Raw genomic sequence first — 22977 nt, 5'->3', positions numbered from 1 at the left:
TTCGTTCGAAGCGGGTGACTCATGGGTGCAGGAGAGTTACGGCGCCCAGGGCGCGTCGACACTCCAGGTGGTGTCCTCCACGAAGAGCCCGGCCCCGTCGTACGCGGCCGGGCCGCCCGGTGTCGCCAGCCAGAGCTCGGCGTTGTAGTGCCGCAGGTACTGCCCGGGGAAGTTCCAGGCCGTCAGCCGCACGCCACCGTTGCCCTGCTGCGCGCAGAACGTCGCGTCGGCCTTGAACAGCGCCGAGTTGTCGTTGGTGTCCAGCCGGACCCGGAACGCCTGGTGCCGCAGGTAGCGGCCCGGGAAGTTGCGCGACTCGAACGAGTAGCAGGACGAGTCGGCCAGACCCGCGACGACCCGCCAGGTGGCGTCCTGCTTCAGCAGGGCCGTGCTGTTGGCGTCGACGACGTCGGTGTACCCGAGGCTGTCCCGATGCCGCGCGTAGCGGGTCGTGCAGCAGGCGGTCGTCGCGCGCAGCGACTTGTAGACCCCCGTTTGCAGCGCGGCCGACCCGACGGGGCTTCCCGAGGCGTTGATGAGCGCCTGGTTGCTGGCCCGCAGCCGGGCCGCGTCCACCTTCACGACCTGCCGGTCATAGGTGAGCAGCCCGTTGACTTCGTTCTCCACGTCGGTGATCTCCGTGTACACCGAAGCGGAAAGTCCCTGGGGCATTCCACCCGTGCGAATCTGCTCGTAGAGCCCGTTGAGCCGGTCGTTGAGCCGGGCCGTGCTCGGCTGGTCCTCGTAGGAGAAGCCGTTGCCGGGCGACCACTCGTGGCCCGCGACCCGCTGGCCGAGGCCGCCGAACTCGCCGAGCACCGCGGCCCGGGTGCCGGACGGGCGGGTCGCGCCCGGGCCGACGTAGATGTGGTTGTCGAGCACGTCGCCGTTGCCGCCGTCGACCGCGCCGCAGCAGTTGATCCCGCTCATGTTGTTGACCAGCCGCGACGGGTCGTACGCCTTCACGTGACTCGCGATGCGGGCCTGGTCGTACTGCCCCCAGCCCTCGTTCTCGTCGACCCACATGACCAGCGAGGGGGAGCTGCGGTGCTGGTCGATGATCCGGTCGTACTCCAGCTCCCACTGCGTGCGGGCGGCCGAGCTCGGGTCCTTGCCGGTCGGCATGGCCGGCATGTCCTGCCACACGAGCAGGCCGAGCTGGTCGGCGGCGTAGAACCAGCGCTGCGGCTCCACCTTGATGTGCTTGCGCACCATGTTGAAGCCGAGATCCTTGTGCGCCTGCAGGTCGGAGCGCAGCGCGGCGTCGGTCGGCGCGGTGTAGATGCCGTCGGGCCAGTACCCCTGGTCGAGGGTGCCGCTCTGGAACACGAACTGGCCGTTGAGCAGGATGCGCAGCTTGCCGTTGACGTTCCCGATCGAGATGGACCGCATGCCGGCGTAGCTGCCGACCGTGTCGACGACCGTCGAGCCGCTCTTGAGCTCGACCTTCACGTCGTAGAGGAACGGGTCGCCGGGTGTCCACCGGTGCGCGTTCGGGACCGGGACGCTGAACGCGGCCCCGGCGTTGCCGCTGGCGGTGCCGACCACCGTGCCGCCGGTCGAGACGGTCGCGGTCACGGTCTGCCCGGACAGGCCGGCGCCGAGTGCGTTCACCGACAGGGTGTTGTTGGCGATGTTCGGCACCAGGTCGACCCGGGTGATCCGGGCCGTGGGCGTCGGCTCCAGCCACACCGTCTGCCAGATGCCGGAGGCGCCGGTGTAGAAGATGCCGCCACCGGCGTGCGGCAGGACGTCGTTGCGCCGCTGCTTGCCCACGGCCTGGCTGCCGGCGTCGGTGGGGTCGTAGACGCCGACGACGATGGTGTTCGTCCCGCCGTTGAGCAGCGGGGTGATGTCGTAGGTGAAGGCGTCGTAGCCGCCGCTGTGGACCGCGCCGGCCTGGGTGCCGTTGACCCAGACCGTGGTCTGCCAGTCGACGGCGCCGAAGTTGAGCTGGACGCGGCGGCCGTTCCAGCCGGCGGGGATCGTGAACGTGCGGCGGTACCACATCCGGTCGTTCTCAGTGATTTTTCGCTGGATCCCGGAGAGCGCCGACTCGACCGGGTAAGGGACGCGGATCTGCTCGCCGAACGAGCCGGGCGGTGTCGTCTGCCCGCTGCCGGTGGTGGCGAAGTCCCAGATTCCGTTGAGGTTCTGCCAGTCGGCCCTGGTCAATTGCGGACGGGGGTACTCCGGCAGAGGGTTGGTCGTCGGCACCGAGTTGGTCCACGGCGTGGTCATCGGCGGGGTCTTGGGGGTCCAGGCGCTGGCCGGCTGGGCGGAGGCGACCAGCAGGCCGGTGGTGGCGATGAGCGGGGCGAGCGCGAGCGCGACCCGTCTGGAGAGACGCATGCAATCTCCTCGAGGCAACGGTGGCGGCCGTAGCCGATCCGTGGGGGCACATGGACCCCCACGGACCAACACATCCACTCATGTTCCAACGAGAAGTGTCAACATCTACCGGCACGTATTACTAGGCGGTTGTGAATTTCTCCCAGGGGCCGATGGCGTCGCGGTTGGCGATCAGCGGCTGCGTGCCGTTGTTCTCCGCCGTCACGTACTTGCCGTTCACCTGGGCCTGGAGGCTGACCGTGCCGTCGGTGTTGCGGATCAGCGTGAACGTCTCCCAGCTGCCGGCCGTGGCGCGGTTGGCCAGCAGTGGGTTGGCGCCCGCGTTCTCGGCGCAGACGTAGAGCCCGGTTTGGCGGGACTTAAGGGCCACCTTGCCGTTGCCCAGGTCAACCACGTCGAACGACTGGCGGGTCGTCGAGTTGGCGATGAGCGGTGTTGTGCTGCTTTGTGCGGAGACGAACAAGGCGTTCGCGACGGATTTAAGCGATATATCCGAAATGTCAATCGTGAACGCATCGACGTCGAACAGGTAGCCCGCGCCGCCCTTGAACACCAGGTACAGCGTGGTCGTAGCGGTTCCGCCAACCGTGGTGGTGACGTTCGCGAACGTCTCCCAGCCGCCGGTCGGAGCAACCGTCGCCGTGCCGAGTAACGTCCCGGTCGGCGAGCCGGCCCGGACCTCGATCGTGCCGCCGGCGCCCGCCGACGAGACCCGCGCGGTGAATCGCGACCCGGCGGTGATCAGGTACGGCGTGAACGAGATCCAGTCGCCGTTCTCGATGAACCCGGCCGTCGAGCCGCCTTCCGCCGCCGTGTGCGGGGCGACCTGCACCCCGGACTGGGCGCCGAAGTGCTCGCCCTGGCGGTGCCGAGGCTGCAGCGTCGACCCGCCGTGCCCGGTCAGGCCGCCCTTGTCGGTGTAGGCCGCGTCGAAGACCCCGTAGATATTCGCGGCGGCATCGTGTTCACCGTCGATCGGTACCGTCAGCGACCCGCTGCACCCCGTCTGCGACGTGATCGCGTGGGAGTGGCTGTCATGGCCCAGCAGGTACGTCACCGTGACCTTCGAGCAGTCGATCGCCCCGTCCTCCGGATCGGTCACCGTCACCGAGAACGGCACGGTGTCGCCGAAGCTGAACAGCTGCCCGTTGGCCGGCAGGTTGAGCTTCACCGTCGGCGTGGTGTTGCCGACCGTCACGACCGTGCTCGCGGTGCCGGTCAGCCCCTGCGGGTCGCGGACTGTGAGCGTCGGCGTCTTGGTGCCGTTCGTCGTGTAGGTGAAGCTCGGGTTGGCCGCGGTCGAGTCGGTCGTGCCGTTGCCGTCGAAGTCCCAGGCGTAGGTCAGCGCACCGCCCTCGGGGTCGGTCGAGCCGGCCGATGAGAACGCGACCGTCAGCGGGCTCGGGCCCGAGGTCTTGTCCACGGTGACCTTGGCGACCGGGGCGCGGTTGCCGCCGCCGACGTACTCGACGCGGTACAGGGCCTGGTTGTTCGACCCGGTCCCGTAGTCGAGGACGTAGAGGGCGCCGTCCGGCCCGAACGCCATGTCCATCACCTGCGTGCCGGCCCACGGGAAGGTCGAGATCTCACCCGGCGAGCCGTCCGCGTTGACCTTCACCGGCTTGATCCACTTGCGACCGTACTCGCCGGCGAAGAAGGTCCCGTCGAGGCTCGGCGGGAACTTGACCGCCGAGTTCAGGGCCGCGTTGTAGCGGTAGACCGGGCCGCCCATGGGCGACTCCGAGCCGGTGCCGAACTCCGGCGGACTGCCCGCGTCGCCGCCGTACCGGATCCAGCTCGCTTTGGCCGCGGGCAGGGTCGCCAGACCGGTGTTGCGGAAGGAGTTGTTGGCCGGACCACTGCCGCAGTTGTACTTCGAGCCGCTCGCATTCGTCGCGAAGTCCCACTCGTTGTAGGTCTCCGCCGCGGTGTTGGTGCCGGTGCAGTAGGGCCAGCCGTAGAAACCCGGCCCCGTCACGCGATCGAACTCGACCTGCCCGCCGGGGCCGCGATTGGGGTCGCTGGTCCCGGCATCGGGCCCGTAATCGCCCAGATAGACGACGCCGGTCGGCTTGTCCACGCTCATCCGGAACGGGTTGCGGAAGCCCATCGCGTAGATCTCCGGCCGGGTCTTGGCGGTCCCGGGCGCGAAAAGATTGCCGGCCGGGATCGAGTAGGTCCCATCGGCATTGGGGTGGATGCGCAGCAGCTTGCCCCGCAGGTCGTTGGTGTTCGCGGACGATCGCTGAGCGTCGTACTGCGGGTTGCGGTTGGTCCGCTCGTCCAGCGGCGCATAGGAGTTGGACTCGAACGGGTTGGTGTCGTCGCCGGTGGTCAGATACAGGTTGCCCTGGGCATCGAAGTCGATGTCACCGCCGACGTGGCAGCACAGGCCGCGGTCGTTGTCGACGGTGAGCACAACTTTCTCGCTGGCCAGGTCGAGCGTGTTGTCGGCCTTCAGTGTGAACCGCGAGAGGTTGAGATGTCCTTTCCAAACATTGAAAGCGTCGGGGGTACCGCTGGCCGGTGCGTCGCCCGCCGGAGTGGACAGGGTCGGGGAGTAGTACAGCCACACGAAACGGTTCGTCGCGAACCCAGGATCGGCGGCGACGCCCTGCAGACCCTCTTCGTCGTGCGTGTAGACGGAGAGCTTGCCGGCGACCTTCGTGTTGCCGGCGGCGTCGGTGACGCGGACTGTGCCGTCGCGGGCGGTGTGGATCACTGAGCGGTCCGGCAGGACGGCCAGGGACATCGCCTCACCCAGCTCGGCGCTGCCGAGAGCCAGCTGGACGTGCTGATAGTCGGTGGCCGGGATGGGGATGGCGTCGGCTTTCGTGGCAACTAGGCTGCTCGCGACGAGACCACTCGCGACGAGTGCGGCCGTGATGAGCAGCTTTTGGGCTGGGGCCATGTGCGGATGTCCTTCCTGAGCTGGGAATCAGCCAGGCAAGACGCGCGCCGACCGCGCTTGCGCACACGCGGTGGGGCGCCGACCCTGCACCGCTTGTTTGTTACGCGTGCTAACTAACCACCGATCGATGCTCTTCGCAATGGTCTGCGGTTTCGCTAGAAAAGAACCTCCGGAGTTTTTCGTTATAAGACCGTGATATTGCTACGTGTGGTAGTGATCACAGTTGTCTGGTGTCCGGTTTGAAGGCTTTGCTTGTGCGCCTTCCCGGCTCTTGATTACGCAGCGTAATAGATCTTGCGGCCCACCGGTTACCGGCCAGTAACGACCGCTCTTGTCCACCTGAGGGGGACGCGGCAACATCTTCCGCACGCCTCGCCCGGCCCTGGACACCCCCCGGCAGAACCAGAGACCGGCCCCGCTGAGGCGACCCACGCGACCTAAGGGAGCCCTACGTGTCCGTAGCTCAGGGCAGCGCGGTGAAGGGCCGCACACGGTGGAAGCGTTTCGCGACCGTCGTCGTGCCGGCCAGCTTCATCGCCGGCGCCATCGTCTTCGGCCAGGCGACCGGCGCGATCGCCGCGTCGTTCAACGTCTCCGGCAGCCAGTTCAAGGTGTCCGCCGACCGTCTTGAGGGCACCGGCTTCGTCCAGTACGGCGGCTTCGCCACCGAGAAGGGCGGCGACCCGCGCAACCCGGCCGACCCGAAGAACCACCCGGTGGCCGTCTCCGGCATCGCCAAGGCCAAGCTCTTCAACCTCTGCCAGTCGGTGAAGGTCCCCAACCTGCCGGTCACCATGGTGATCCACGCCGGTAAGGACCCGAAGGCCCCGGCCGAGGCGACCGACCTGCTGATCGACCTGACCTCGCTCAAGGGCGACGCCACGTTCGACAACATCCAGATCGGCATCGACGCCTCCGACCTCAGCAAGGGCGGCGTGAACGCCAAGGGCCTCCAGGGCAGCTTCGCCCAGCAGGCCGACGGCGTGGTCATCACGGGCCTCAAGCAGGTCGCCTGGTCCACCACCGCCGGCACGTTCAAGCTCACCGGCCTCGACCTGAGCCTCTCGACGGGCGCGAACGCCGAAGAGTGCTTCTAACCAGCGTTTCTCGGGCCCGCGGGGGTACACCCGCGGGCCCCTGTTCTTGGAGGACCCGGTGACCTTTGGCGGATGGCGCGCCCAGCGGCCATTCTGGGGCGGGCTGTTCCTGATCCTGTCGGGTCTGGAGCTCTTTCTCAGCGGCAATCTCAAGCTGGCCCTGGAAGTCCACTTCGGACCGACCGGCTTCCTGTCGTACGTCCTGCCGCTCATCATGCTGCTCTGCGGCGCCCTGACCTGGTTCAGCCCGTCGCAGCGGCTGTTCTACGGGATTCTGGGCACGGTCACGGCGCTGTACTCGCTGATCGGCCTCAACCTGGGCGGCTTCTTCCTGGGCACGGTCCTGGGCCTGGTCGGCGGCGGCCTGGCCGTGGCCTGGGGCCCGCCGGCCGCGCCGGTCGTCACTGAGGAGCCGCCGGCCTCCGATGAAGCCGACCCGTACTACCAGGACACCCGCCTGGACGACATGATGACCTCCGACTCGTCGGCTTCTGCTTTCGCTGCTTCTCCCTCGTCTCCTTCGTCTCCTTCCTTTCCCGACTCCGACTACGACCGTCCGGACTCCTCGGTTTACGACCGCCCGCCCTCGGGCGTTCTGCGGGACGAGATACCGACAACCCAGACCAGCCCGTTGTACGGCCGTCACGAGGGGACCGGTGCCGGGAGCGCCGATGAGCAGCTCCCCCCATCGTCTGGCCCAGGTGACCTGCCGAAGCGCCGTCACTTGGGCCCGCTCCTGATGGCCCTGTTCCTGGCCGTGGCCTTTTTGGCCACCGTCAACCGCGGCGGCGAAGCGTACGCCGCCCCGACCACCTGCCCGTCGTCGCCGAGCGCCACCGCCACGTCGAAGCCCGCTTCGGGCGCGGCGGTCGAAACCAAGGCCCCCGCGACGACGGCCGCCCCGCCCGCCTCGCCAACCCCGACGCCGACCGCCGAAAAGCCCGGCATCCTGGACTGGCTGCACGACCTGTTCACCGGCGGCGACGACGACCAGACCCAGGCCGCCGCCCCACCGTCGAACTCCCCCGCACCCCCGCCTCCGGCCACCACCAGCGCCGCCCCCACCCCCACCGCGAAGACCCCGGCCACCAGCAAGCCGACGACAACCCCGGCCTGCACGCCGACCAGCACGTCCCCGACCCCGAACGACAAGAAGGCCAAACTGGCGGCCGGCCAGCCCCACGTCGCCAACCAGCCCTCAATCCTCACCGCCGACGTGATGACGATGGACTCCTTGACCTACGACGGCGTAGCCGACCTGCCCCGCAAGGACGGCACAACGGTGAAGGTCCTGGCCTTCTCGATGAAAAACTCGGTCTCGACACCGTTCAAACTGGACACCCCGGGCGGCCCGAAACCACTGATCACGCGCAGCTCGAAACTGACGGTGGAAGGCGACGTGAAGTTCTACACGTCCAAGTTCTCCGCCAACGTCCTGGGCCTGATCCCCTTGACCTTCACCCCGTCCTTCCCCCCACCCCCGATCCCGCTACCGGGCTTCTACACGAAGTGCGAGATCGAACTCGTCTACGTCCAGTCCAACGTCTTGAAGGCCCCGGACCTGGACATCGAGTACGCCAACTAACCACCGCTCCAGCTTCGAGGTCCGGGCCGCTGCCGCGCCCCGGACCTCGATCTGCAACCCCGCGCGTCCGCTGCCCACGAGCCGCCCCTCTGAGGGTCACGCGACTCGCACTCCACTCCGACCGCGGCGGAGGCACCCGGCCGGCGGCGCGGTCGCCTCGCAGCCGTCTCGTTCGCGTCCTTGGTCCTTTGGGGCGAGATGGCCGTTCCGCTCACGGACAGCGAAGGCCGCGCCTGGACAGCAGACCTCGAAAGCGTGTGAGGGTGCAAGCCCTCCCGGGGTTCGAATCCCCGCGCCACCGCGCAGCAAGACCAGGTCGAACGCCCGGGCGCCTCGCAACAGAGGTGACCGGGCGTTCGGCATTCGGTCTCATTAGTCTCAGTTGCTGCGAACTCCAGGATCTCGAAGCGGTCTGGTCGAGTCAGAAGAACTGCAGATGCGGCAGGAGCTTGGCGGCAGCCTCGATGATCGCGGCGGCGCTGTCGTGCGCCTCCACGGCCTCCTCTGTTCCAACGCCAATGTCGTGCGCGGTTGGGTACTCCAGTTCGTTCCGGCGGCGTCGAAGCGTTCCGAAGGTGCGAAAATGCGCCTGGAACTGGGCCCGCATGGCCTGTTCGACGGCGTAGTGCCCGCCTTTGGTCGTCGGTCGGAGACCTTGCTGAGCGAGCAGGGCGGTACACGCGAAGCGAGCTGCGTCGTAGGCCAGCGTGTAGGCGCTATCGGCGTCGGCCTTCTGTAGCGCCAGGGAAGAAGCGAGGGTCCGTGTCGCCTTGTCCAGCAGCGGCTGACCGTTCGCATCGCCTCCTTGAACCTTTTGCAGGTCGCCGGCATTCAGTAGTTCCTGAATCTTGTCGGCGCCGGGCGCCCAACGAGTCACGAAGAATCCCTTTCCCGGTCGGCATCCAGATCGAAGACTGTGACAAGCGGCGAGGCTTGGATTTCCTTCACCAATCCGTCGATCGGGTGTAGCCACTGCTCAACGGTTCGGATGGTCGGGTTGACGGGCAGGCCCAGTCTCTCCTGGGCGATATCCGACGCGGCGTAAACGTCGGCACGAGCGGGCGCGCCCAGGATGAGAACGTCCACGTCCCCAGGAGGCGGGCCTGGTCTTCCCGCATATCGGGCAGCCCAAGAGCCGTAGATGTAGACACCACGCACGCCCTCGATGCCTAGAAGGACTTCCTCCAAAACCGTCTGCGGGCCGAACGTGTATGCCAAGAGCTGGGTCAACGGGGCAGCCACGCGATGGTCGAGCGCCGCCTTCAGCAGGCGGGCGCGCCCAACCGTCCGTGCCCGGAGGAGGCCGGCTTCCACCAGGCGATTCGCCTCGCGGAGCACGGTCGTGAGCGCGAGACCGAAGCGGGTCGCCAACTCGGTCGCCGTGTACTCCTGCTCCGGGTGAAGATAGAGCCACGCTAGGAGGTCGGCCTGGTGGCGCGATCTGAAGAGCGGCAGAAGGTCCGGCGCCCGACTACGCATAAGTGCAATATAACTTGCGTTTATGCGTAGTTGCAAAGCCTCGCCGCGCCCGCCCGCAGCCGAAGGCGCCTTCGCCTTCGACACCGTCTCAGTCGTCGCCTCGTTCGCACATGTACGCCGGCCACCTCGTCATCCGTGGCAGAAACGGGCGGCAGGTCACGAACACTCAGGGTCAGCCCTGAATGCCGGAGGGCAGGCCTCGAAAGCGTGTGAGGGTGCGAGCCCTCCCGTCGAGTGGGTCCTGCGGTGCTGGCGGGCGGCTCGGGGTGGGGAAATTTTCTTGGGGCGGGCGGCAACGGTCTGGGGAGAAAGTGCGTCTTGGTGGGCGTCCCTCTCGTCGACCCTAGGATCAGCCGCTCATGGATGAGTTTGACTCGTTCGTGCGATCTCGTAGCGCCGCGCTCCTCCGATCCGCCTACCTGCTCACCGGGGATCAGCATCTGGCTGAGGATCTGGTGCAGTCGGCGCTGGCCAGGACGCATCGGGCTTGGGGGCGTCTGCGTGATCGGGGGCACGTGGAGGCTTACACCCGTAAGACCATGTATCACCTGCAGGTGTCCTGGTGGCGGCGGCAGCGGCCGGAGGCTATGCCGGGGGAGCTGCCGGAGCCTGGCGGCGGGGTCGACCATGCGGATCAGGCCGCGGTGCGGATGGTGTTGCGGGCGGCGCTGCTGAAGCTGTCGGCCAAGCAAAGAGCAGTGCTGGTTCTGCGGTACTTCGAAGACTGCACCGAAACCGAAGCCGCCGACCTGCTCGGGGTCAGTGTCGGGACCGTCAAGAGCCAGACCTTCAAAGCGCTGGCCAAACTCCGTCAAATCTATCGCCTGGAAGGGGCAGTGCGATGAACCGGCTGCGTTACGACCTGGCGGACCTGGCGGACGAGGTGGTCAACGTGGATCTGAGCGCGCGGGCCCGGCAGACCTCGCGGAAGATGCGCAACCGGCGGGCCGTCGCCGCTACGGGGGTGGGCGTGCTCGTGGTGCTCGCGGGGGTGGCGGGTGCTGTCTATGCGCTGCGGCCGCCGGAAGCGACGGGCCCGACCCCGGCGAGGTCAGCGACGGCAACAGCAACGACGGCCACGACAACCCAAAACACGCAGACCACGCAGAGCACGCAGGCCACGCCGAGCGGGGACACGTCCGCCGCCGAGACCGTGAACGCGGGCACGCGCTGGTACCTCCGCGGCGGCGAGATCCATGCCGTGAGCCGGGGTAAGGACGTCGTCAAGGCCCGCATCCCCATTGACGAGAACGACGAGGACCACTGCGTCGCGCAGACCGTCACCATCTCGCCCACCGGCAAGCGGATCGCCTGGGCCGAGGGCGGCGGCAACGCCTACAGCGGCACGCTCAAAGTGGCCACTGCTGACGGCAAGAACGTGCAGACCCTCAGCGCCGGCGCGATCTGTCTCGGGGCGAGTGCGCTGCGGTGGAAGGGCGACGACCAGCTGTACTTCGGCGGCGAGGACGGCGGGAACTACCTGGCCAACATCCCGGCCGGCACGAAGACGAAGGTCCCGGAGGGGGAGCAGTTCGACGCGGCCTCGGCCGACGGGAAGTGGACGGCCAAGCAAGTCGGGAGCCAGCGTCTGGTGACCGACGGGCAGCAGAAGCGGGTGTACACCTACAAGCCGCCGGCCGTGGAGGCCGAGCACCACGACGGCTGGGGGGCGCGCGGGGTTTCGGCGGACGGGCGGTACATCAGCGTGGGCTGGTTCGGCACCGATCCGAGCCGGGCGCTGAGCACCTTCGCGATCGTGGATACGACCACCAACAAAGCTGTCGTCAGCCAGGATTCCACCGTCGTCTTCACCGCCGGTGGCCTGATCCTCACGCACCGAAACGGTCAGACGATCATGTACGACGTGAAGATGCAGCAGATCGGTGAAGCCCAGGAGCCCGCAACCGTCAAGGATGCGATGCTCCTGGGCTTCACCAAGGCGTACAACTAAATGCGAGCCAGTGCGGCCCGGAGCGGGTCCAGGCCCAGCGAGCCCAGGTTGAGGGCGTCGCGGTGGAACGACCGCAGGTCGAAGGACGCACCCGCGCGGGCCTGGGCGTCGGCGCGGGCGGCCAGCCAGGCGCGCTCGCCGAGCTTGTAGGAGGGGGCCTGTCCGGGCCAGCCGAGGTAGCGGTTGAGCTCGAAGCGCAGGCTCTTCTCCTCCACCCGGCAGTGCGCGCGCAGGAACTCCCAGCCCAGCTCCGGCGTCCAGCGCTGGCCCGGCGCGAATCCGAACGGATTGTCGCGCGGGATCTCCAGCTCCAGGTGCATGCCGATGTCCACGATGACGCGGGTGGCGCGGAAGGCCTGGCCGTCGAGCATGCCGAGCTTGTCGCCCGGGTCGGAGAGGTACCCCAGCTCGTCCATCAGCCGTTCCGCGTAGAGCGCCCAGCCCTCGCCGTGGCCGGACGACCAGGCGAGCACCCGGCGCCAGCGGTTGAGCAGCTCGGCGCGGACGTACGTCTGGGCGATCTGCAGGTGATGGCCGGGGACGCCCTCGTGGTAGACGGTCGTGACCTCGCGCCAGGTCGAGAAGCTGTCGACGCCCTGCGGCACCGCCCACCACATGCGGCCGGGGCGGGTGAAGTCCTCGCTCGGGCCGGTGTAGTAGATGCCGCCGTCAGACGTCGGGGCGAGCATGCACTCGATCGGCTGGACCTGCTCCGGGATGTCGAAGTGGCGGCCGTTGAGCTCGCGGACCGTGGCGTCGGCGAGCTGCTGCATCCAGTCCCGGAACGCCTCCTTGCCCTGGATCACCCGGGCCGGGTCGCCGTCGAGCGCGGCGACGGCCTCGTCGATCGAGCCGCCCGGCACGATCTTGTCGGCGACGGTCCGCATCTCCGACTCGAGGCGGGCCAGCTCGTCGAAGCCCCAGGCGTAGGCCTCGTCGAGGTCGACCGTCGCGCCCAGGAAGTAGCGGGAGGCGAGCTGGTAACGCTCCCGGCCCGCGGCCTCCTTCGGCCGGCCCAGCGGTGCGAGCTCGCGGCGCAGGAACTCGCCGGTCTCCACGGTCGCGGCCCGCGCGGCCTCGGCGTTGGCGGCCAGCTCCGCGGCGAGCGCCGGGTTTTCGGCGCCGACCCGCGCGGCCAGGTCGGGGTAGAAGTTGTCCCCGTCGAGGTCGGCCCACACCTCGCACTGCTTGGCGACCTCGACGATCTGCTTCGCCGGGGCGACGTAGCCGCGCTGCGCCTCGTGCAGGAGGGTTTGCCGCCATTGTGCGAGCGCTGACGGTACCCCCGCCAAACGCTTGAGGATATTGAGTGCCGCCTCTTCACCATTGGTCGGCATCAGGTCGAACGAGCTCCGGACCCCGTGCAGCGGGCTGGAGATCACGTTGACGTCGCTGGTCAGGTCGCCGGCCTCGTATCGCTCCAGGGCTAGCCCCAGCCGCTCCTGCATGGCCTCTTTGGCGACGCGCTCGGTCTCGGTGGCCGGGGTCTCGGCGGCGAGCGCGGTGAGCGCGGCCCGGTCGAGGTCGGCGAGCGCGGCGAACCCGTCGGGGGACAGGTCGGTCAGCGCGTGGTCGTGGCCGGCTACGCCGACAAAGGTCGCCCCGATCGGGTCGAGAGGCGCCCACTGCTCGACATATCTGTCGGCGATGTCATCGATAGAACCCACGGGCCGACCCTACGTTACGAAAGGGGCCGGTGCGGTACCGCTGAAGGCCAATTGAAAACGTGTGGCTCAGCGAACGCCTAGACGTCCGAATCCCGCGCGACAATCACCCCCGGCCCGGTGCACAGTAAGGCCCATGACGAGCCCCACCCCTGACGTTCCCGCTCCTGACGTGAAGCGCTGGCTACCCGCATTCGCCGCCGTCGCCCTGATCTGGGGCACGAGCTTCATGTTCATCAAGGACGCGCTGACGGGGCTCGCGCCGGCGTACATCGCGCTGTATCGGATCGCGCTCGGCGCCCTTACCCTGCTGCTGATCCTGGCCGTCCGCCGGCAACCGCTGGCCCGCGGGTTTCGCCTGTGGGCGCACTTTTTCGTGTTCTCGATGTTCGCGTCGACAATCCCGTTCGTCCTGTTCGGTTACGCGGAGCAACGGGTGCCGTCGGTCCTCGCCGGCATCTGGAACGGCACCGCCCCGCTCACAACACTGCTGGTCACCCTGGTTGCCGTGCGCTCACAGCGGCCGGCCCGACGGCAAATTTGGGGACTGCTGACAGGCTTTGCGGGGGTACTGGTAGTGCTCGGCGTATGGGAAGGAGTCGGCGGAGCCTCATTGACCGGGCAGCTCATGCTGCTGGGCGCGGTCACCTGCTATGGGATCGCGTTCAACTACACCCGGTGGCTGATGCAGCACTTCGAGCTGACAGCATTCCAGCTCTCCGCCGGTCAGCTTCTGATGTCCACTTTGCACCTGGTCATCGCCGCCCCGCTGATCGCCGGCCTCCCGGTTGGTCCGTCGCACCTCGGTCCGCGGGTGTGGATCGCGATCGTCGCGCTGGGCGTGTTTGGCACCGGGATCGCGTTCGCCCTCAACTTCCACGTCGTCCAGGTCGCGGGCGTGACGACGGGCTCGATGGTGACGTACTTCCCACCGTTCGTCGCCGCGCTGGCCGGCGTCCTGTTCCTGGGCGAGCACCTGACCTGGCACCAGCCGGTCGGCGGTTTGATTGTTCTCGGCGGCGTAGGCATCTCCCAGGGTCTATTTGTGCGACGCGGTCCACGTGAGCAGCTCATCCGCGGGCAGGGTGTTGAGGATCCGCTCGGCCGGGACGCCGCAGGCGATGGCCCGGGCGCATCCGTTGGCGAGCCAGTCGAGCTGCCCGGGGGCGTGCGCGTCGGTGTCGATGGTGAACCGGCACCCAGCCTCAAGAGCAACGCGTAGCAGCCGCTTCGGCGGGTCCAGCCGCTCCGGCCGCGAGTTGATCTCGATAGCTTTGTCGTGCTCGACCGCGGCCGCGAACACCGCCTCGGCGTCGAACCGCGACTCCGCCCGGGTCCCCCGCCCGCCGGTGATGAGCCGCCCGGTGCAGTGCCCGAGAATGTCCATCCGCGGATTGGCGAGCGCATTCACCATCCGCCGGGTCATCACCTCGGGCTCGTCCTTCAGATTGCTGTGCACCGACGCCACCACGACATCCAGCCGATCGAGCAGTTCGTCGGTCTGATCGAGCGACCCGTCCGCGAGAATGTCCACTTCAATCCCGGTGAGCAGCCGGAACGACATCCCGAGATTCTTGAACCCGGCATTGACGTCGGCCACCACGCCGAGCTGCTCCTCGAGCCGCTCGGCACTGAGCCCCCGAGCCACCGTGAGCCGCGGCGAATGGTCGGTGAGCACCAGATACTCATGCCCGATCTGCGCCGCCGCCATCGCCATCTCATCGATGGGCGACCCGCCGTCACTCCAATCCGAATGCGAGTGACAGTCCCCCCGCAGCTTGTGCAGCAGCCCGGCCGTCTCCGCGTCCAGGTCCTGCCCGGCCGTGGCCTCGAGCCGCCGCAGGTAGACGGGCTCCTCCCCGTTGAGCGACTCGACCACACACCGGGCGGTGACGTCCCCGATCCCCTGGACGTCGGTGAGCGTCCCCGCCTGCGCCCGCACGGCCAGCTCCCCCTCGGGCAACTTGCCGAGCGTGGCCGCCGCCCCGCGGAACGCCCGCACCCGGTAGGTCTTCTCATGCGCCCGCTCAAGCAGAAACGCAATACGCCGCAGATCGGCGATCGGATCACGCGCTGACGGCATACCCACACGCTATCGGAAGGTGGGCCTGGCCCCACCCGCGTCGGGGTCCAGATGGATTCTCCGCAGCGCTTTGGCTACCTAGCGTTATCGGCATGACAAACACACCGCTCCGCCTGCTGCAGCTGTTCACCGCCCTCTCCGCCGCCCTCCTGGCCGCCACCTCCCTCCTGGCCGTTCTCGACCCGGCCACGGTGAACGGCGTGGTCTGGATCCGCGCCGGGGGCATCCTGGCCCTGTCGTTCCTGAGCCTCCGCTGGGCCGCCCAACTCCGCCAAGGCAACCGCGGCGCCTACCGCCGGCTGCTGTGGGTCTCGATCGCCGGCACCCTGGGCATCGCCGCCCTGGCCCTCCTGCCGGACAGCCCGTTCCCACTGTGGTTCCGCATCGAACAGTCCATCCAGGGCCTGGTCCTGCTGACCCTGGCACTAACCCTCCTCCGCCCCAGCCTCCGAGCCACCCTCCAACCCACCCGTTGACGAGCCCGCCCCGCCCGGCCCCTCCCGAGGAGCCGGGCGCCCGCATCCTCCAGCAGGGCACTTCCGCGGGTTCGGCTCCCTGCGGAGTCGACGCAACGAGCTGGCGTGCCCCTGAGCAAGGGAGATCGGCACCACGCCAGAAGAGGCAGCGGAGGCCGGCGCCGAAGGCCGTTCAATCGTTGACGCAGCCAGCAGGCTTCTGCCCCACCCGAGCTTCTTTTGCATCACACGAGCCGACGCCGGCGGCTTTTCCCACGAATACGCCAGGCGCAGGGCGGTGAGGGTTGATTCGGCGCCTGTAGGGGTGCCGCGAAAGTCGTAGTCGCGACGAGTGACGACCAAAGCCGAACGCCCGGCTGCCGTCTTCGACGGGCCGGGCGTTGCTGCTGGCCGTTGGCGGTGGCGCGGGGATTCGAACCCCGGGAGGGCTTGCACCCTCACACGCTTTCGAGGCGTGCTCCTTAGGCCGCTCGGACACGCCACCGCCGAAGAGGTTACCTGACTGCCCCAGGCGTCCGCACAGGGGCTCGCCGTTTGGCAGGATCTCGGGTATGAGCACGCACATCGGGGCTGAGGCCGGGCAGATCGCTGAGCGGGTCCTGCTGCCCGGGGACCCTCTTCGGGCCAAGTGGATCGCCGACACGTACCTCAAGGATGCCTACTGCTACTCCACCGTTCGCAACATGCTCGGGTTCACCGGGACGTTCGAAGGCGTGCAGGTTTCGGTGCAGGGGTCCGGCATGGGTATGCCGAGCGCCAGCATCTACGCGCACGAGCTGATCAACGACTATGGGGTCAAGGCGCTCATCCGGGTTGGGAGTTGCGGGGCGATCCGCGACGAACTCAAGCTGCGGGACGTCGTGGCGGCCATCGGGTCGAGCACCGACTCGAACATGAACCGGGCGCGCTTCGACGGTTTGATCGACTACGCGCCCGTGGCCGACTTCGGGCTGCTGCGGACGGCCGTTGACGTGGCCGCTGAGCAGGGGATCCAGATGCGGGTCGGGCCGATCCTGGCCGCTGACGCGTTCTACACCGATCGGCCCGACCTTTACGATCGGCTGGCTGACTACGGGGTCCTCGCCGTCGAGATGGAGTCGGCGGCGCTCTACACCATCGCGGCCCGGTTCGGCGCTCGGGCGCTGACGCTGCTCACCGTCTCGGACCACATCAAGACGGGGGAGCGGACCACTGCCCAGGAGCGGGAGCAGACGTTCAGCCAGATGGTCGAGGTCGCGCTGAAGACCATCATCAGCTGAGGGCCGTGGTCGGACGCATCGCGGTCCGGTTCGGCAACCACCTCTGACGCTGCTCACCGTCTCTGACCACATCAGGACCGGCGAGCGGACCACTGTGTCGGAGCGCGAGCGGACGTTTCAGCCAGGTGGTCGAGGTCGCGCTGAAGACCGTTATCAGCTGATGGCCGTGGGAGCGGACGACTGTGCTGAAGCGGGCGATGAGGTTCGGCCAGGTGGTCGCGGCGGCGCTCAAGGTGATCATCAGCTGAGGGCCACGGTGGGGGACATGCGGGCGGCGCGCATAGCCGGATACAGGCCGGCTATCGCGCCGATCACCAGCGTCGCCCCGAACGCGCCGGCCAGGGCCCACAGCGGCAGCACCGCCGGCCAGGAGCGCAGCGCGGCGTACAGCGACGTGACCAGGAAGCCCAGCAGCACGCCCGACGCACCCCCGAGCCCGGCCAGGAGCAGGGACTCGGCCAGGAACTGCAGGCGGACGTGGGAACGGGTCGCGCCCAGGGCTCGGCGCAGGCCGATCTCGGAGCGCCGCTCCAGCACCGAGATCACCATCGTGTTCGCGACGCCCACGCCGCCCACCAGCAGGGCGACGGCGCCCAGGCCCAGGAGCAGCCCGGTGTACGCCTGGTCCGTTGCCGCCTTCGCCGCGAGTGCGTCGGACGGGCGGGAGACCTGGACCTCGTTCGGCGTCTCGGGGTTGGCGGTCGCGGCCAGGACCGCGGCCACCGACTCGACGGCGTCGTCGCGGATGCGGCTGTAGATGGTCGTCGCGTAGCCGTCAAAGCCCAGCACCGAGGTGGCGACCGGCCAGCCGATGAGGACCGCCGAGTCCAATTCGGGCGCCAGGGGTACCGGATCCAGGATCCCCACCACCGTGAACCAATGATCGCCAAGCCACACGTTCAGGCCCAGGCCGTCGCCCAGTCCCAAAATCCCGGCCGCCCGCGAGCCGAGCACCACCGTCGGATAGGTCGGCGCGGCCAGCCAGGTGCCGGCGTGGACGGTCGCGCCGACGGTGGACGGCAGCGTGGCCCGGGCCGCGAGGACCGCGATGCCGCCGGACTCCACGGACGGGATGCGGTCGCTACGGTACACGTGTGCCGAAGCCACCCGCCCCGTCGCCGACACCGCGGTGACGGGACCGATGCGCGCCACCATGGCCTCGGCGTCCTCGGGGAGATGGGAGGCGTCGCCGAGGAACGACTTGCCGGGCCCGGCCGTGAGCAGGTTGGTGCCGAGGTCGGCCAGGCGACGGTCCATCTCGGCGCGCGAGGAGGCCGAGATGCCGACGACCGACACCATGGCCGCGATGCCGATGGCGATGCCGAGCGCGGAGAGGACCACCCGAAGGGGCCGGGTGCGCAGGCCGATCCCGCCGAGGCGCCAGATGTCCGAGAACTTCATGTCAGCCGCCCGTCCAGCATCGACACCTGCCGCGGCAGCGACGCCGCGATGTCCCGATCGTGCGTGATCACCACGACGGTGGTGCCGGCGCCGTGCAGGTCGTGCAGGAGGCCCATGACGGCCGCGCCGGAGACGCTGTCGAGGTTGCCGGTCGGCTCGTCGGCCAGGATCAGGGGTGGGTCGCCGAGGACGGCCCGGGCGATCGCCACCCGCTGGCGCTCACCACCGGAAAGCTGGTGGGGCCGATGCGACAGCCGATGCTCGAGCCCGACGCGGACCAGTGCCTCCGCGGCCAGCCGGCGGCGCTCTGAGAGTGCGACCCCGGCGTAGAGCAGCCCGTCGGCCACGTTGTCCAGCGCCGACATCCCCGGTGCGAGATGGAACTGCTGGAAGACGAAGCCGATGGTCGTGGCGCGGAGGCGGGACAGGCCCGTGTCGGAGAGCCCGGCGATGTCGCGGCCGTCGATGCTGACCGTGCCGCTGGTCGGCACGTCAAGGGCGCCGATGAGGTGCAGGAGCGTGGACTTGCCCGAGCCCGACGGGCCGACGATGGCGACCAGCGAGCCGGCCGCGATGGTCAGGGAGACGTCGTCGAGGGCGACGACCTCCCCGGAGTACACCTTCCGGACGTTCTCCAGCGCGATCATGCGGCCACCCCGACCGTCAGGCCCGCGGTCACATCGGCCCCGGAGACCTCGACGCGCCCGGAGGCGAACAGGCCGGTCTTCACCGCGACCGTGCGGGTCGCGCCGTCCGTGACGATCTGCAGGCCGTATCCGCCCTCCGCCAGCGCCACCAGCGCGTTCACCGGCACGGTGAGCACGTCCTTGCGCTGCTCCGACACCAGCGTGACCCGCACCGGTGCGGCGTCGTAGGTGCCGAGCTTAGCCTGGTCGGCGATGGTCACGGTGACGTCGACGGTCACCTTGGTCTGGTTGTTCTGGACGGTCGCCGTGGCCACCGCTCCAATAGCGGCGATCTTCCCTGGTACCTCACTGTCGTCCGGCAGCTTCACGGTGGCCTCGGCTCCGACGGCCGCAAGCCGTTGCTCGGTGACGTCGAGCTGGACGGTGACCAGCCGGGTGGAGCCGGTCCACTGCAGGATCGGGCCGGTCGAGTTGTCACCGAGGTGGGCCTTGACCTCGCCGACCCGCACGGCGTCGGGCGCGATGACGATCCGGCCGAGCTCGACGGTGCCGGTCTCGGGCAGGCCGAGGGACTCCTGCCAGTCGCGCACGGCGTCGGCGGTGGCGCCGGTGTAGGAGTCGTCGGCCGTGAAGCCGGTGTAGCCCAGCGCCGCCAGGTTGGCCTCGAACGCGCGGACGTCCTCGCCCTCATCGCCCGACTTCAGCGCCCGATAGAACGGCGCTGCGGCGTAGAAGAGCAGGACGGGGCGGCCGTCGGCACGGTACATGGCCTCGCCCCGATGGATCGTGGACCCCTCGGCCGGCAGCGCGGTGATCGTGCCCGGCAGGCGGCCGTTGACCATCACCGGATCCCCGAAGCCGAGGGTGCCGTCGACCTGCTCGGTCGCGGTCAGCGTGCCTTTGGTGATCGTGGCGGTGTGCTGCGACGGTGCGGCCGCGGCCGGTGCCGTGTCGCGATTGAATCCGGTATAGGCCCAGAAGATCCCGGCGCAGACCACGACCGCCAAGCCGGCCCAGAGCAGGCGCCTCACCGTCCCACCACGCTCTTGCACGCTTCAGTGGCCGCCTTGAACGTCGGCGAGTTGAAGTCGATGCCGCTGTTCACGATGGCCGCCATGCCCGTGATCGGGTCCGGGTCCGGCATGTCGACGCCGTGCTCGCGCATGCACTTGGCGAAGGCGCGGGCCTGCTCCAGCTGCTCCGGCGAGAGGTTCTGAAGGGTGCCGCCGTTCGGAAGATACTGCTGACACGCCGACGCCGCCGCGACCGCCTTGTTGCGATCACCGCCGGCCGCGTTGGAATCGAACTGAATGCTCCCGTCCGGGCCGGGGTCGGGCATGTCGACGCCGTGCTCGCGCATGCACTTGGCGAACTGGCGGTTGGCCTCGGCCTTGTCGACCGTCGCCGAGGCTGAGGGCTTCGCGCTGCCGTTGTCGGCCGAGGCCACGGACGGGCCCGACGGCTTCGACGAGCATCCGAACAGCAGCATGCAGGACAGGATGACCGCGAGCTTTTTCATGGCCGCCAGTCAAGCCGGGTCGGCATAAGCTGGGCGTTAGCGAAAACGCTTATGCCAGGCTTATGTCGGACACGGCACCATGGGTGCATGCGAGTTCTGGTGGTCGAGGACGAGCAGCTGCTGGCCGACGCTGTCGCCGAGGGGCTGCGCCGCGAGTCGTTCGCGGTCGATGTGGCCTACGACGGCGATGGTGCGCTGCAGCGGCTGGGTTTGAACGAGTACGACGTGTTGATCCTCGACCGCGACCTGCCGGTGGTCGGTGGCGACGAGGTGTGCCGGCACGTCAGCGCGACACTTCCCGACACGCGGATCCTCATGCTGACCGCGGCATCGGCCGTGGCCCAGCGGGTCGCCGGCCTGTCGCTCGGCGCCGACGACTATCTGGGCAAGCCGTTCGCGTTCACCGAGCTGGTGGCCCGGGTCCGAGCCCTGGGGCGGCGGGCCCGCCCGGCCACGCCGCCCGTGCTGGAGCGCGGAGACCTGCGGCTGGACCCCAACCGGCGGGAGGTCTTCCGCGAAGGGCACTACGTCGGGCTGAGCCGCAAGGAGTTCGCGGTGCTGGAGGAGCTGATGCGGGCCGAGGGCGCGTGGATCTCGGCCGAGCAGCTGCTGGAGCGGGCCTGGGACGAGCACACCGACCCGTTCTCCAACTCGGTCCGGGTGACGATGGTGTCGCTGCGCCGCAAGCTCGGCGAGCCGGCCGTGATCGAGACACTCGCCGGAGTGGGGTACCGGGTCCCATGAAGCATCTGCGTATCCGCGTTCGCCTGACCGTGCTGTTCGGCGCGCTGTTCCTGGTCGGCGGCGCGCTGCTGCTCGGCCTGACCTATCTGCTGGTCCAGCAGAACATCCACCAGCGCAACTCCGGCCAGACGAACGTGGCCGGCCTGCCGGACAACGTCAAGGCCCTGCTCGGCACCGATCAGCAGCGGTTCCTCGAGCTGGTCCAGCAGCTGCAGGAGCGCCAGGAACGCATCGAGCAGGACACCCTCGACGCGGTCCTCACCCAGGGCTCGATCGCGCTGGGCGTGGTGACGCTGATCGGTGTCGGCTTCGGCTGGCTGATGGCCGAGCGGGCGCTGCGGCCGGTCGGGCAGATCACCGAGACGGCCCGGCGGGTGGCCGGAGGCAGCCTGCACGAGCGGATCGCGCTGAACGGTCCGAAGGACGAGATCAAAGAGCTCGCCGACTCCTTCGACACCATGATGGAGCGGCTCGACAAGGCGTTCGACGGGCAGCGCCAGTTCGCCGCGAACGCGTCGCACGAGCTGCGCACGCCGCTGGCGATCAACCGGACGCTCATCGAGGTGGCCCTCGCCCGGCCGAACCCGCCGCATGAGTTGATCCTCCTGGGCGAGACGCTGCTGATGGTCAACGCGCGTCATGAGCGGCTCATCGACGGGCTGCTCACGCTGGTCGCCTCCGAGCAGCCGCTCACGGTGCACGACCCGGTCGATCTCAGCGAGGTAGCCCGGCACGTGATCGCCGGCAAGGACGTCATATCCGAGCTGGACACGGCGACGGTCGCCGGCGATCCGGTGCTGCTCGAGAGGATCGTGCAGAACCTCGTCGACAACGCGATCAAGTACAACATCCCGGACGGGAAGGTCTGGGTGGCGACCCTGCAGAGCGAGGACTGGGCGCGGCTCGTGGTGGAGAACACGGGGCCGGTGATCCCGCAGTACGAGATCGAGGGTCTCTTCGAACCGTTCCGCCGGCTGCGGTCCCGGACCGACTCGGCCCGCGGGAACGGGCTTGGGCTGTCGATCGTCCGCTCGGTTGCCTCGGCGCATGGTGGGACGGTGGACGCCGCGCCGCGGGAGGAGGGAGGGCTATGGGTGCGGGTGACACTGCCCACAATAAAACCAACCGACCGATCGCACGTTTAGTTGGTACCGTCAGGAGGTGATTGATGGCCGCTTGGCCCGCGGGGAGCGGGCTCGCCACGCCGCCCTCGACGCCGCGGTCGTGCTGGCCACGGAGTCCGGGCTCGAAGGGCTGTCGTTCAACCAGCTCGCGGAGCGGCTCGGAGTGAGCAAGTCCGGCCTGTTCGCACACTGGCGCACCAAGGAGGAGCTGCAGCTCGCAGCGGCCACGCACGCCGAGGCGCGGTTCACCGACGTCGTCGTGCGGCCGGCATTGCAGGAGCCGCGGGGGATTCGGCGGCTGTGGGCGCTGCACGAGCACCGGCTCGCCGACATCGCCTCCGGCGACCTGCCCGGCGGCTGCTTCTTCTGCCTGGCGCAGTTCGAGTTCGTGGCTCGACCGGGCGTCGTGCACGAGCGGCTGGCGGCGGCCCTGGAGCGCTGGCACGTGCTGCTGGAGCGGCTGATCACCGAGGCGGTCGAGCTCGGCGAGCTGCACCCGGCCACCGACCCGCAGCAGCTGTCGTTCGAGCTCAACGCGCACGGCACGGCCGCCGTCTACGAGTCGCGGCTACTGGCCGCGACCAAGGTCTACGGGCATGCGCGGACGGCGGCTCTGGTGCGGCTGCGCAGCCTCAGTCCTACACCCCAGCTTCTCCCGGAGGCGTGATGGCCGGCTGCTCGCGTA

At 68.8% G+C, this 22977-nt stretch carries 19 protein-coding genes, 1 tRNA gene and 1 pseudogene; 10 read left to right on the top strand and 11 right to left on the bottom strand.

Annotated elements, in window-relative coordinates:
* Window positions 1-36: 36 nt before the first annotated feature.
* Window positions 37-2352, bottom strand: a complete 2316-nt coding sequence (locus tag ACIA8L_RS39905) for an AbfB domain-containing protein (protein WP_395912843.1) — start codon at window positions 2350-2352, stop codon at window positions 37-39.
* Window positions 2353-2473: 121 nt separating this feature from the next.
* On the bottom strand, window positions 2474-5263 hold the full coding sequence (locus ACIA8L_RS39900; RefSeq protein ID WP_395912842.1) for a PQQ-dependent sugar dehydrogenase: 2790 nt from the start codon (window positions 5261-5263) through the stop codon (window positions 2474-2476).
* Window positions 5264-5715: 452 nt separating this feature from the next.
* On the opposite strand from ACIA8L_RS39900, the gene ACIA8L_RS39895 reads away from it, so the two are divergent.
* Together ACIA8L_RS39895 and ACIA8L_RS39890 are read left to right on the top strand one after the other, a co-directional pair.
* Complete coding sequence (locus ACIA8L_RS39895) at window positions 5716-6360, top strand: DUF6230 family protein (protein ID WP_395912840.1); 645 nt, start codon at window positions 5716-5718, stop codon at window positions 6358-6360.
* A gap of 58 nt (window positions 6361-6418) precedes the next feature.
* Window positions 6419-7945 (top strand): DUF6114 domain-containing protein, encoded by a 1527-nt coding sequence (locus ACIA8L_RS39890; RefSeq protein WP_395912839.1) that lies wholly within the window; start codon window positions 6419-6421, stop codon window positions 7943-7945.
* Window positions 7946-8366: 421 nt separating this feature from the next.
* Here ACIA8L_RS39890 and ACIA8L_RS39885 read toward each other — a convergent pair whose 3' ends face one another.
* Complete coding sequence (locus ACIA8L_RS39885) at window positions 8367-8822, bottom strand: hypothetical protein (RefSeq protein ID WP_395912838.1); 456 nt, start codon at window positions 8820-8822, stop codon at window positions 8367-8369.
* Window positions 8819-9424 (bottom strand): winged helix-turn-helix domain-containing protein, encoded by a 606-nt coding sequence (locus ACIA8L_RS39880; RefSeq protein ID WP_395912837.1) that lies wholly within the window; start codon window positions 9422-9424, stop codon window positions 8819-8821. Before ACIA8L_RS39880 ends, ACIA8L_RS39885 begins: the two co-directional genes overlap by 4 nt.
* A gap of 359 nt (window positions 9425-9783) precedes the next feature.
* Between ACIA8L_RS39880 and ACIA8L_RS39875 the strand changes: the two genes are divergently transcribed.
* Both ACIA8L_RS39875 and ACIA8L_RS39870 read left to right on the top strand, forming a co-directional pair.
* The gene (locus ACIA8L_RS39875; RefSeq protein WP_395912836.1) at window positions 9784-10269 is read left to right on the top strand and encodes a SigE family RNA polymerase sigma factor; all 486 of its coding nucleotides are present in this window, start codon (window positions 9784-9786) and stop codon (window positions 10267-10269) included.
* The gene (locus tag ACIA8L_RS39870; protein WP_395912834.1) at window positions 10266-11375 is read left to right on the top strand and encodes a hypothetical protein; all 1110 of its coding nucleotides are present in this window, start codon (window positions 10266-10268) and stop codon (window positions 11373-11375) included. The genes ACIA8L_RS39875 and ACIA8L_RS39870 overlap by 4 nt, the downstream gene beginning before the upstream one ends.
* Here the strand turns inward: ACIA8L_RS39870 and ACIA8L_RS39865 are convergent.
* A complete protein-coding gene (locus tag ACIA8L_RS39865) occupies window positions 11372-13042 on the bottom strand; it encodes a DUF885 domain-containing protein (protein ID WP_395912833.1) in 1671 nt (556 codons plus the stop codon). The genes ACIA8L_RS39870 and ACIA8L_RS39865 overlap by 4 nt on opposite strands.
* A gap of 133 nt (window positions 13043-13175) precedes the next feature.
* Here ACIA8L_RS39865 and ACIA8L_RS39860 point away from each other — a divergent pair.
* Window positions 13176-14006 (top strand): annotated as a pseudogene (locus tag ACIA8L_RS39860) (DMT family transporter); the annotation flags it as partial.
* Between the two features lie 72 nt (window positions 14007-14078).
* On the opposite strand, the gene ACIA8L_RS39855 reads toward ACIA8L_RS39860, so the two are convergent.
* On the bottom strand, window positions 14079-15122 hold the full coding sequence (locus tag ACIA8L_RS39855) for a PHP domain-containing protein (protein ID WP_395912831.1): 1044 nt from the start codon (window positions 15120-15122) through the stop codon (window positions 14079-14081).
* A 92-nt stretch (window positions 15123-15214) separates the two neighbouring features.
* Here ACIA8L_RS39855 and ACIA8L_RS39850 point away from each other — a divergent pair, with 92 nt between their 5' ends.
* Window positions 15215-15598 carry a hypothetical protein gene (locus tag ACIA8L_RS39850; RefSeq protein ID WP_395912829.1) on the top strand — a complete coding sequence of 128 codons (384 nt, stop codon included), beginning with the start codon at window positions 15215-15217 and terminating at the stop codon, window positions 15596-15598.
* A gap of 394 nt (window positions 15599-15992) precedes the next feature.
* Here the strand turns inward: ACIA8L_RS39850 and ACIA8L_RS39845 are convergent.
* Window positions 15993-16082, bottom strand: a tRNA-Ser gene (locus ACIA8L_RS39845).
* Between the two features lie 67 nt (window positions 16083-16149).
* Here ACIA8L_RS39845 and deoD point away from each other — a divergent pair.
* Entirely contained in the window at window positions 16150-16857 is a 708-nt protein-coding gene (gene deoD / locus ACIA8L_RS39840; RefSeq protein WP_395912827.1) for a purine-nucleoside phosphorylase, read from the top strand.
* Between the two features lie 240 nt (window positions 16858-17097).
* Here deoD and ACIA8L_RS39835 read toward each other — a convergent pair whose 3' ends face one another.
* The 4 genes from ACIA8L_RS39835 to ACIA8L_RS39820 are packed head-to-tail and all read right to left on the bottom strand — an operon-like array spanning window position 17098 to window position 20424.
* A complete protein-coding gene (locus ACIA8L_RS39835) occupies window positions 17098-18258 on the bottom strand; it encodes an ABC transporter permease (RefSeq protein ID WP_395912825.1) in 1161 nt (386 codons plus the stop codon).
* Window positions 18255-18905 (bottom strand): ABC transporter ATP-binding protein, encoded by a 651-nt coding sequence (locus ACIA8L_RS39830; RefSeq protein ID WP_395912823.1) that lies wholly within the window; start codon window positions 18903-18905, stop codon window positions 18255-18257. Before ACIA8L_RS39830 ends, ACIA8L_RS39835 begins: the two co-directional genes overlap by 4 nt.
* A complete protein-coding gene (locus ACIA8L_RS39825) occupies window positions 18902-19936 on the bottom strand; it encodes a peptidoglycan-binding protein (RefSeq protein WP_395912822.1) in 1035 nt (344 codons plus the stop codon). Before ACIA8L_RS39825 ends, ACIA8L_RS39830 begins: the two co-directional genes overlap by 4 nt.
* Complete coding sequence (locus ACIA8L_RS39820; protein ID WP_395912820.1) at window positions 19933-20424, bottom strand: hypothetical protein; 492 nt, start codon at window positions 20422-20424, stop codon at window positions 19933-19935. The genes ACIA8L_RS39825 and ACIA8L_RS39820 overlap by 4 nt, the downstream gene beginning before the upstream one ends.
* An 87-nt stretch (window positions 20425-20511) precedes the next feature.
* Between ACIA8L_RS39820 and ACIA8L_RS39815 the strand changes: the two genes are divergently transcribed.
* From ACIA8L_RS39815 to ACIA8L_RS39805, 3 genes are read left to right on the top strand one after another with little or no spacing between them, the layout of a single operon-like run.
* Complete coding sequence (locus ACIA8L_RS39815; RefSeq protein WP_395912818.1) at window positions 20512-21168, top strand: response regulator transcription factor; 657 nt, start codon at window positions 20512-20514, stop codon at window positions 21166-21168.
* Window positions 21165-22313 (top strand): sensor histidine kinase, encoded by a 1149-nt coding sequence (locus ACIA8L_RS39810; RefSeq protein ID WP_395912816.1) that lies wholly within the window; start codon window positions 21165-21167, stop codon window positions 22311-22313. The genes ACIA8L_RS39815 and ACIA8L_RS39810 overlap by 4 nt, the downstream gene beginning before the upstream one ends.
* A gap of 16 nt (window positions 22314-22329) precedes the next feature.
* Window positions 22330-22959, top strand: coding sequence for a TetR/AcrR family transcriptional regulator (locus ACIA8L_RS39805; RefSeq protein ID WP_395912815.1), 630 nt, complete (start codon window positions 22330-22332; stop codon window positions 22957-22959).
* Window positions 22960-22977: the final 18 nt, after the last annotated feature.

The sequence above is a fragment of the Dactylosporangium sp. NPDC051541 genome (assembly GCF_044454505.1).
GTDB lineage: Bacteria > Actinomycetota > Actinomycetes > Mycobacteriales > Micromonosporaceae > Dactylosporangium.
The sequence above is the reverse complement of the archived record's forward strand: the minus strand, read 5'-3'. Positions and strand labels throughout refer to the sequence as shown.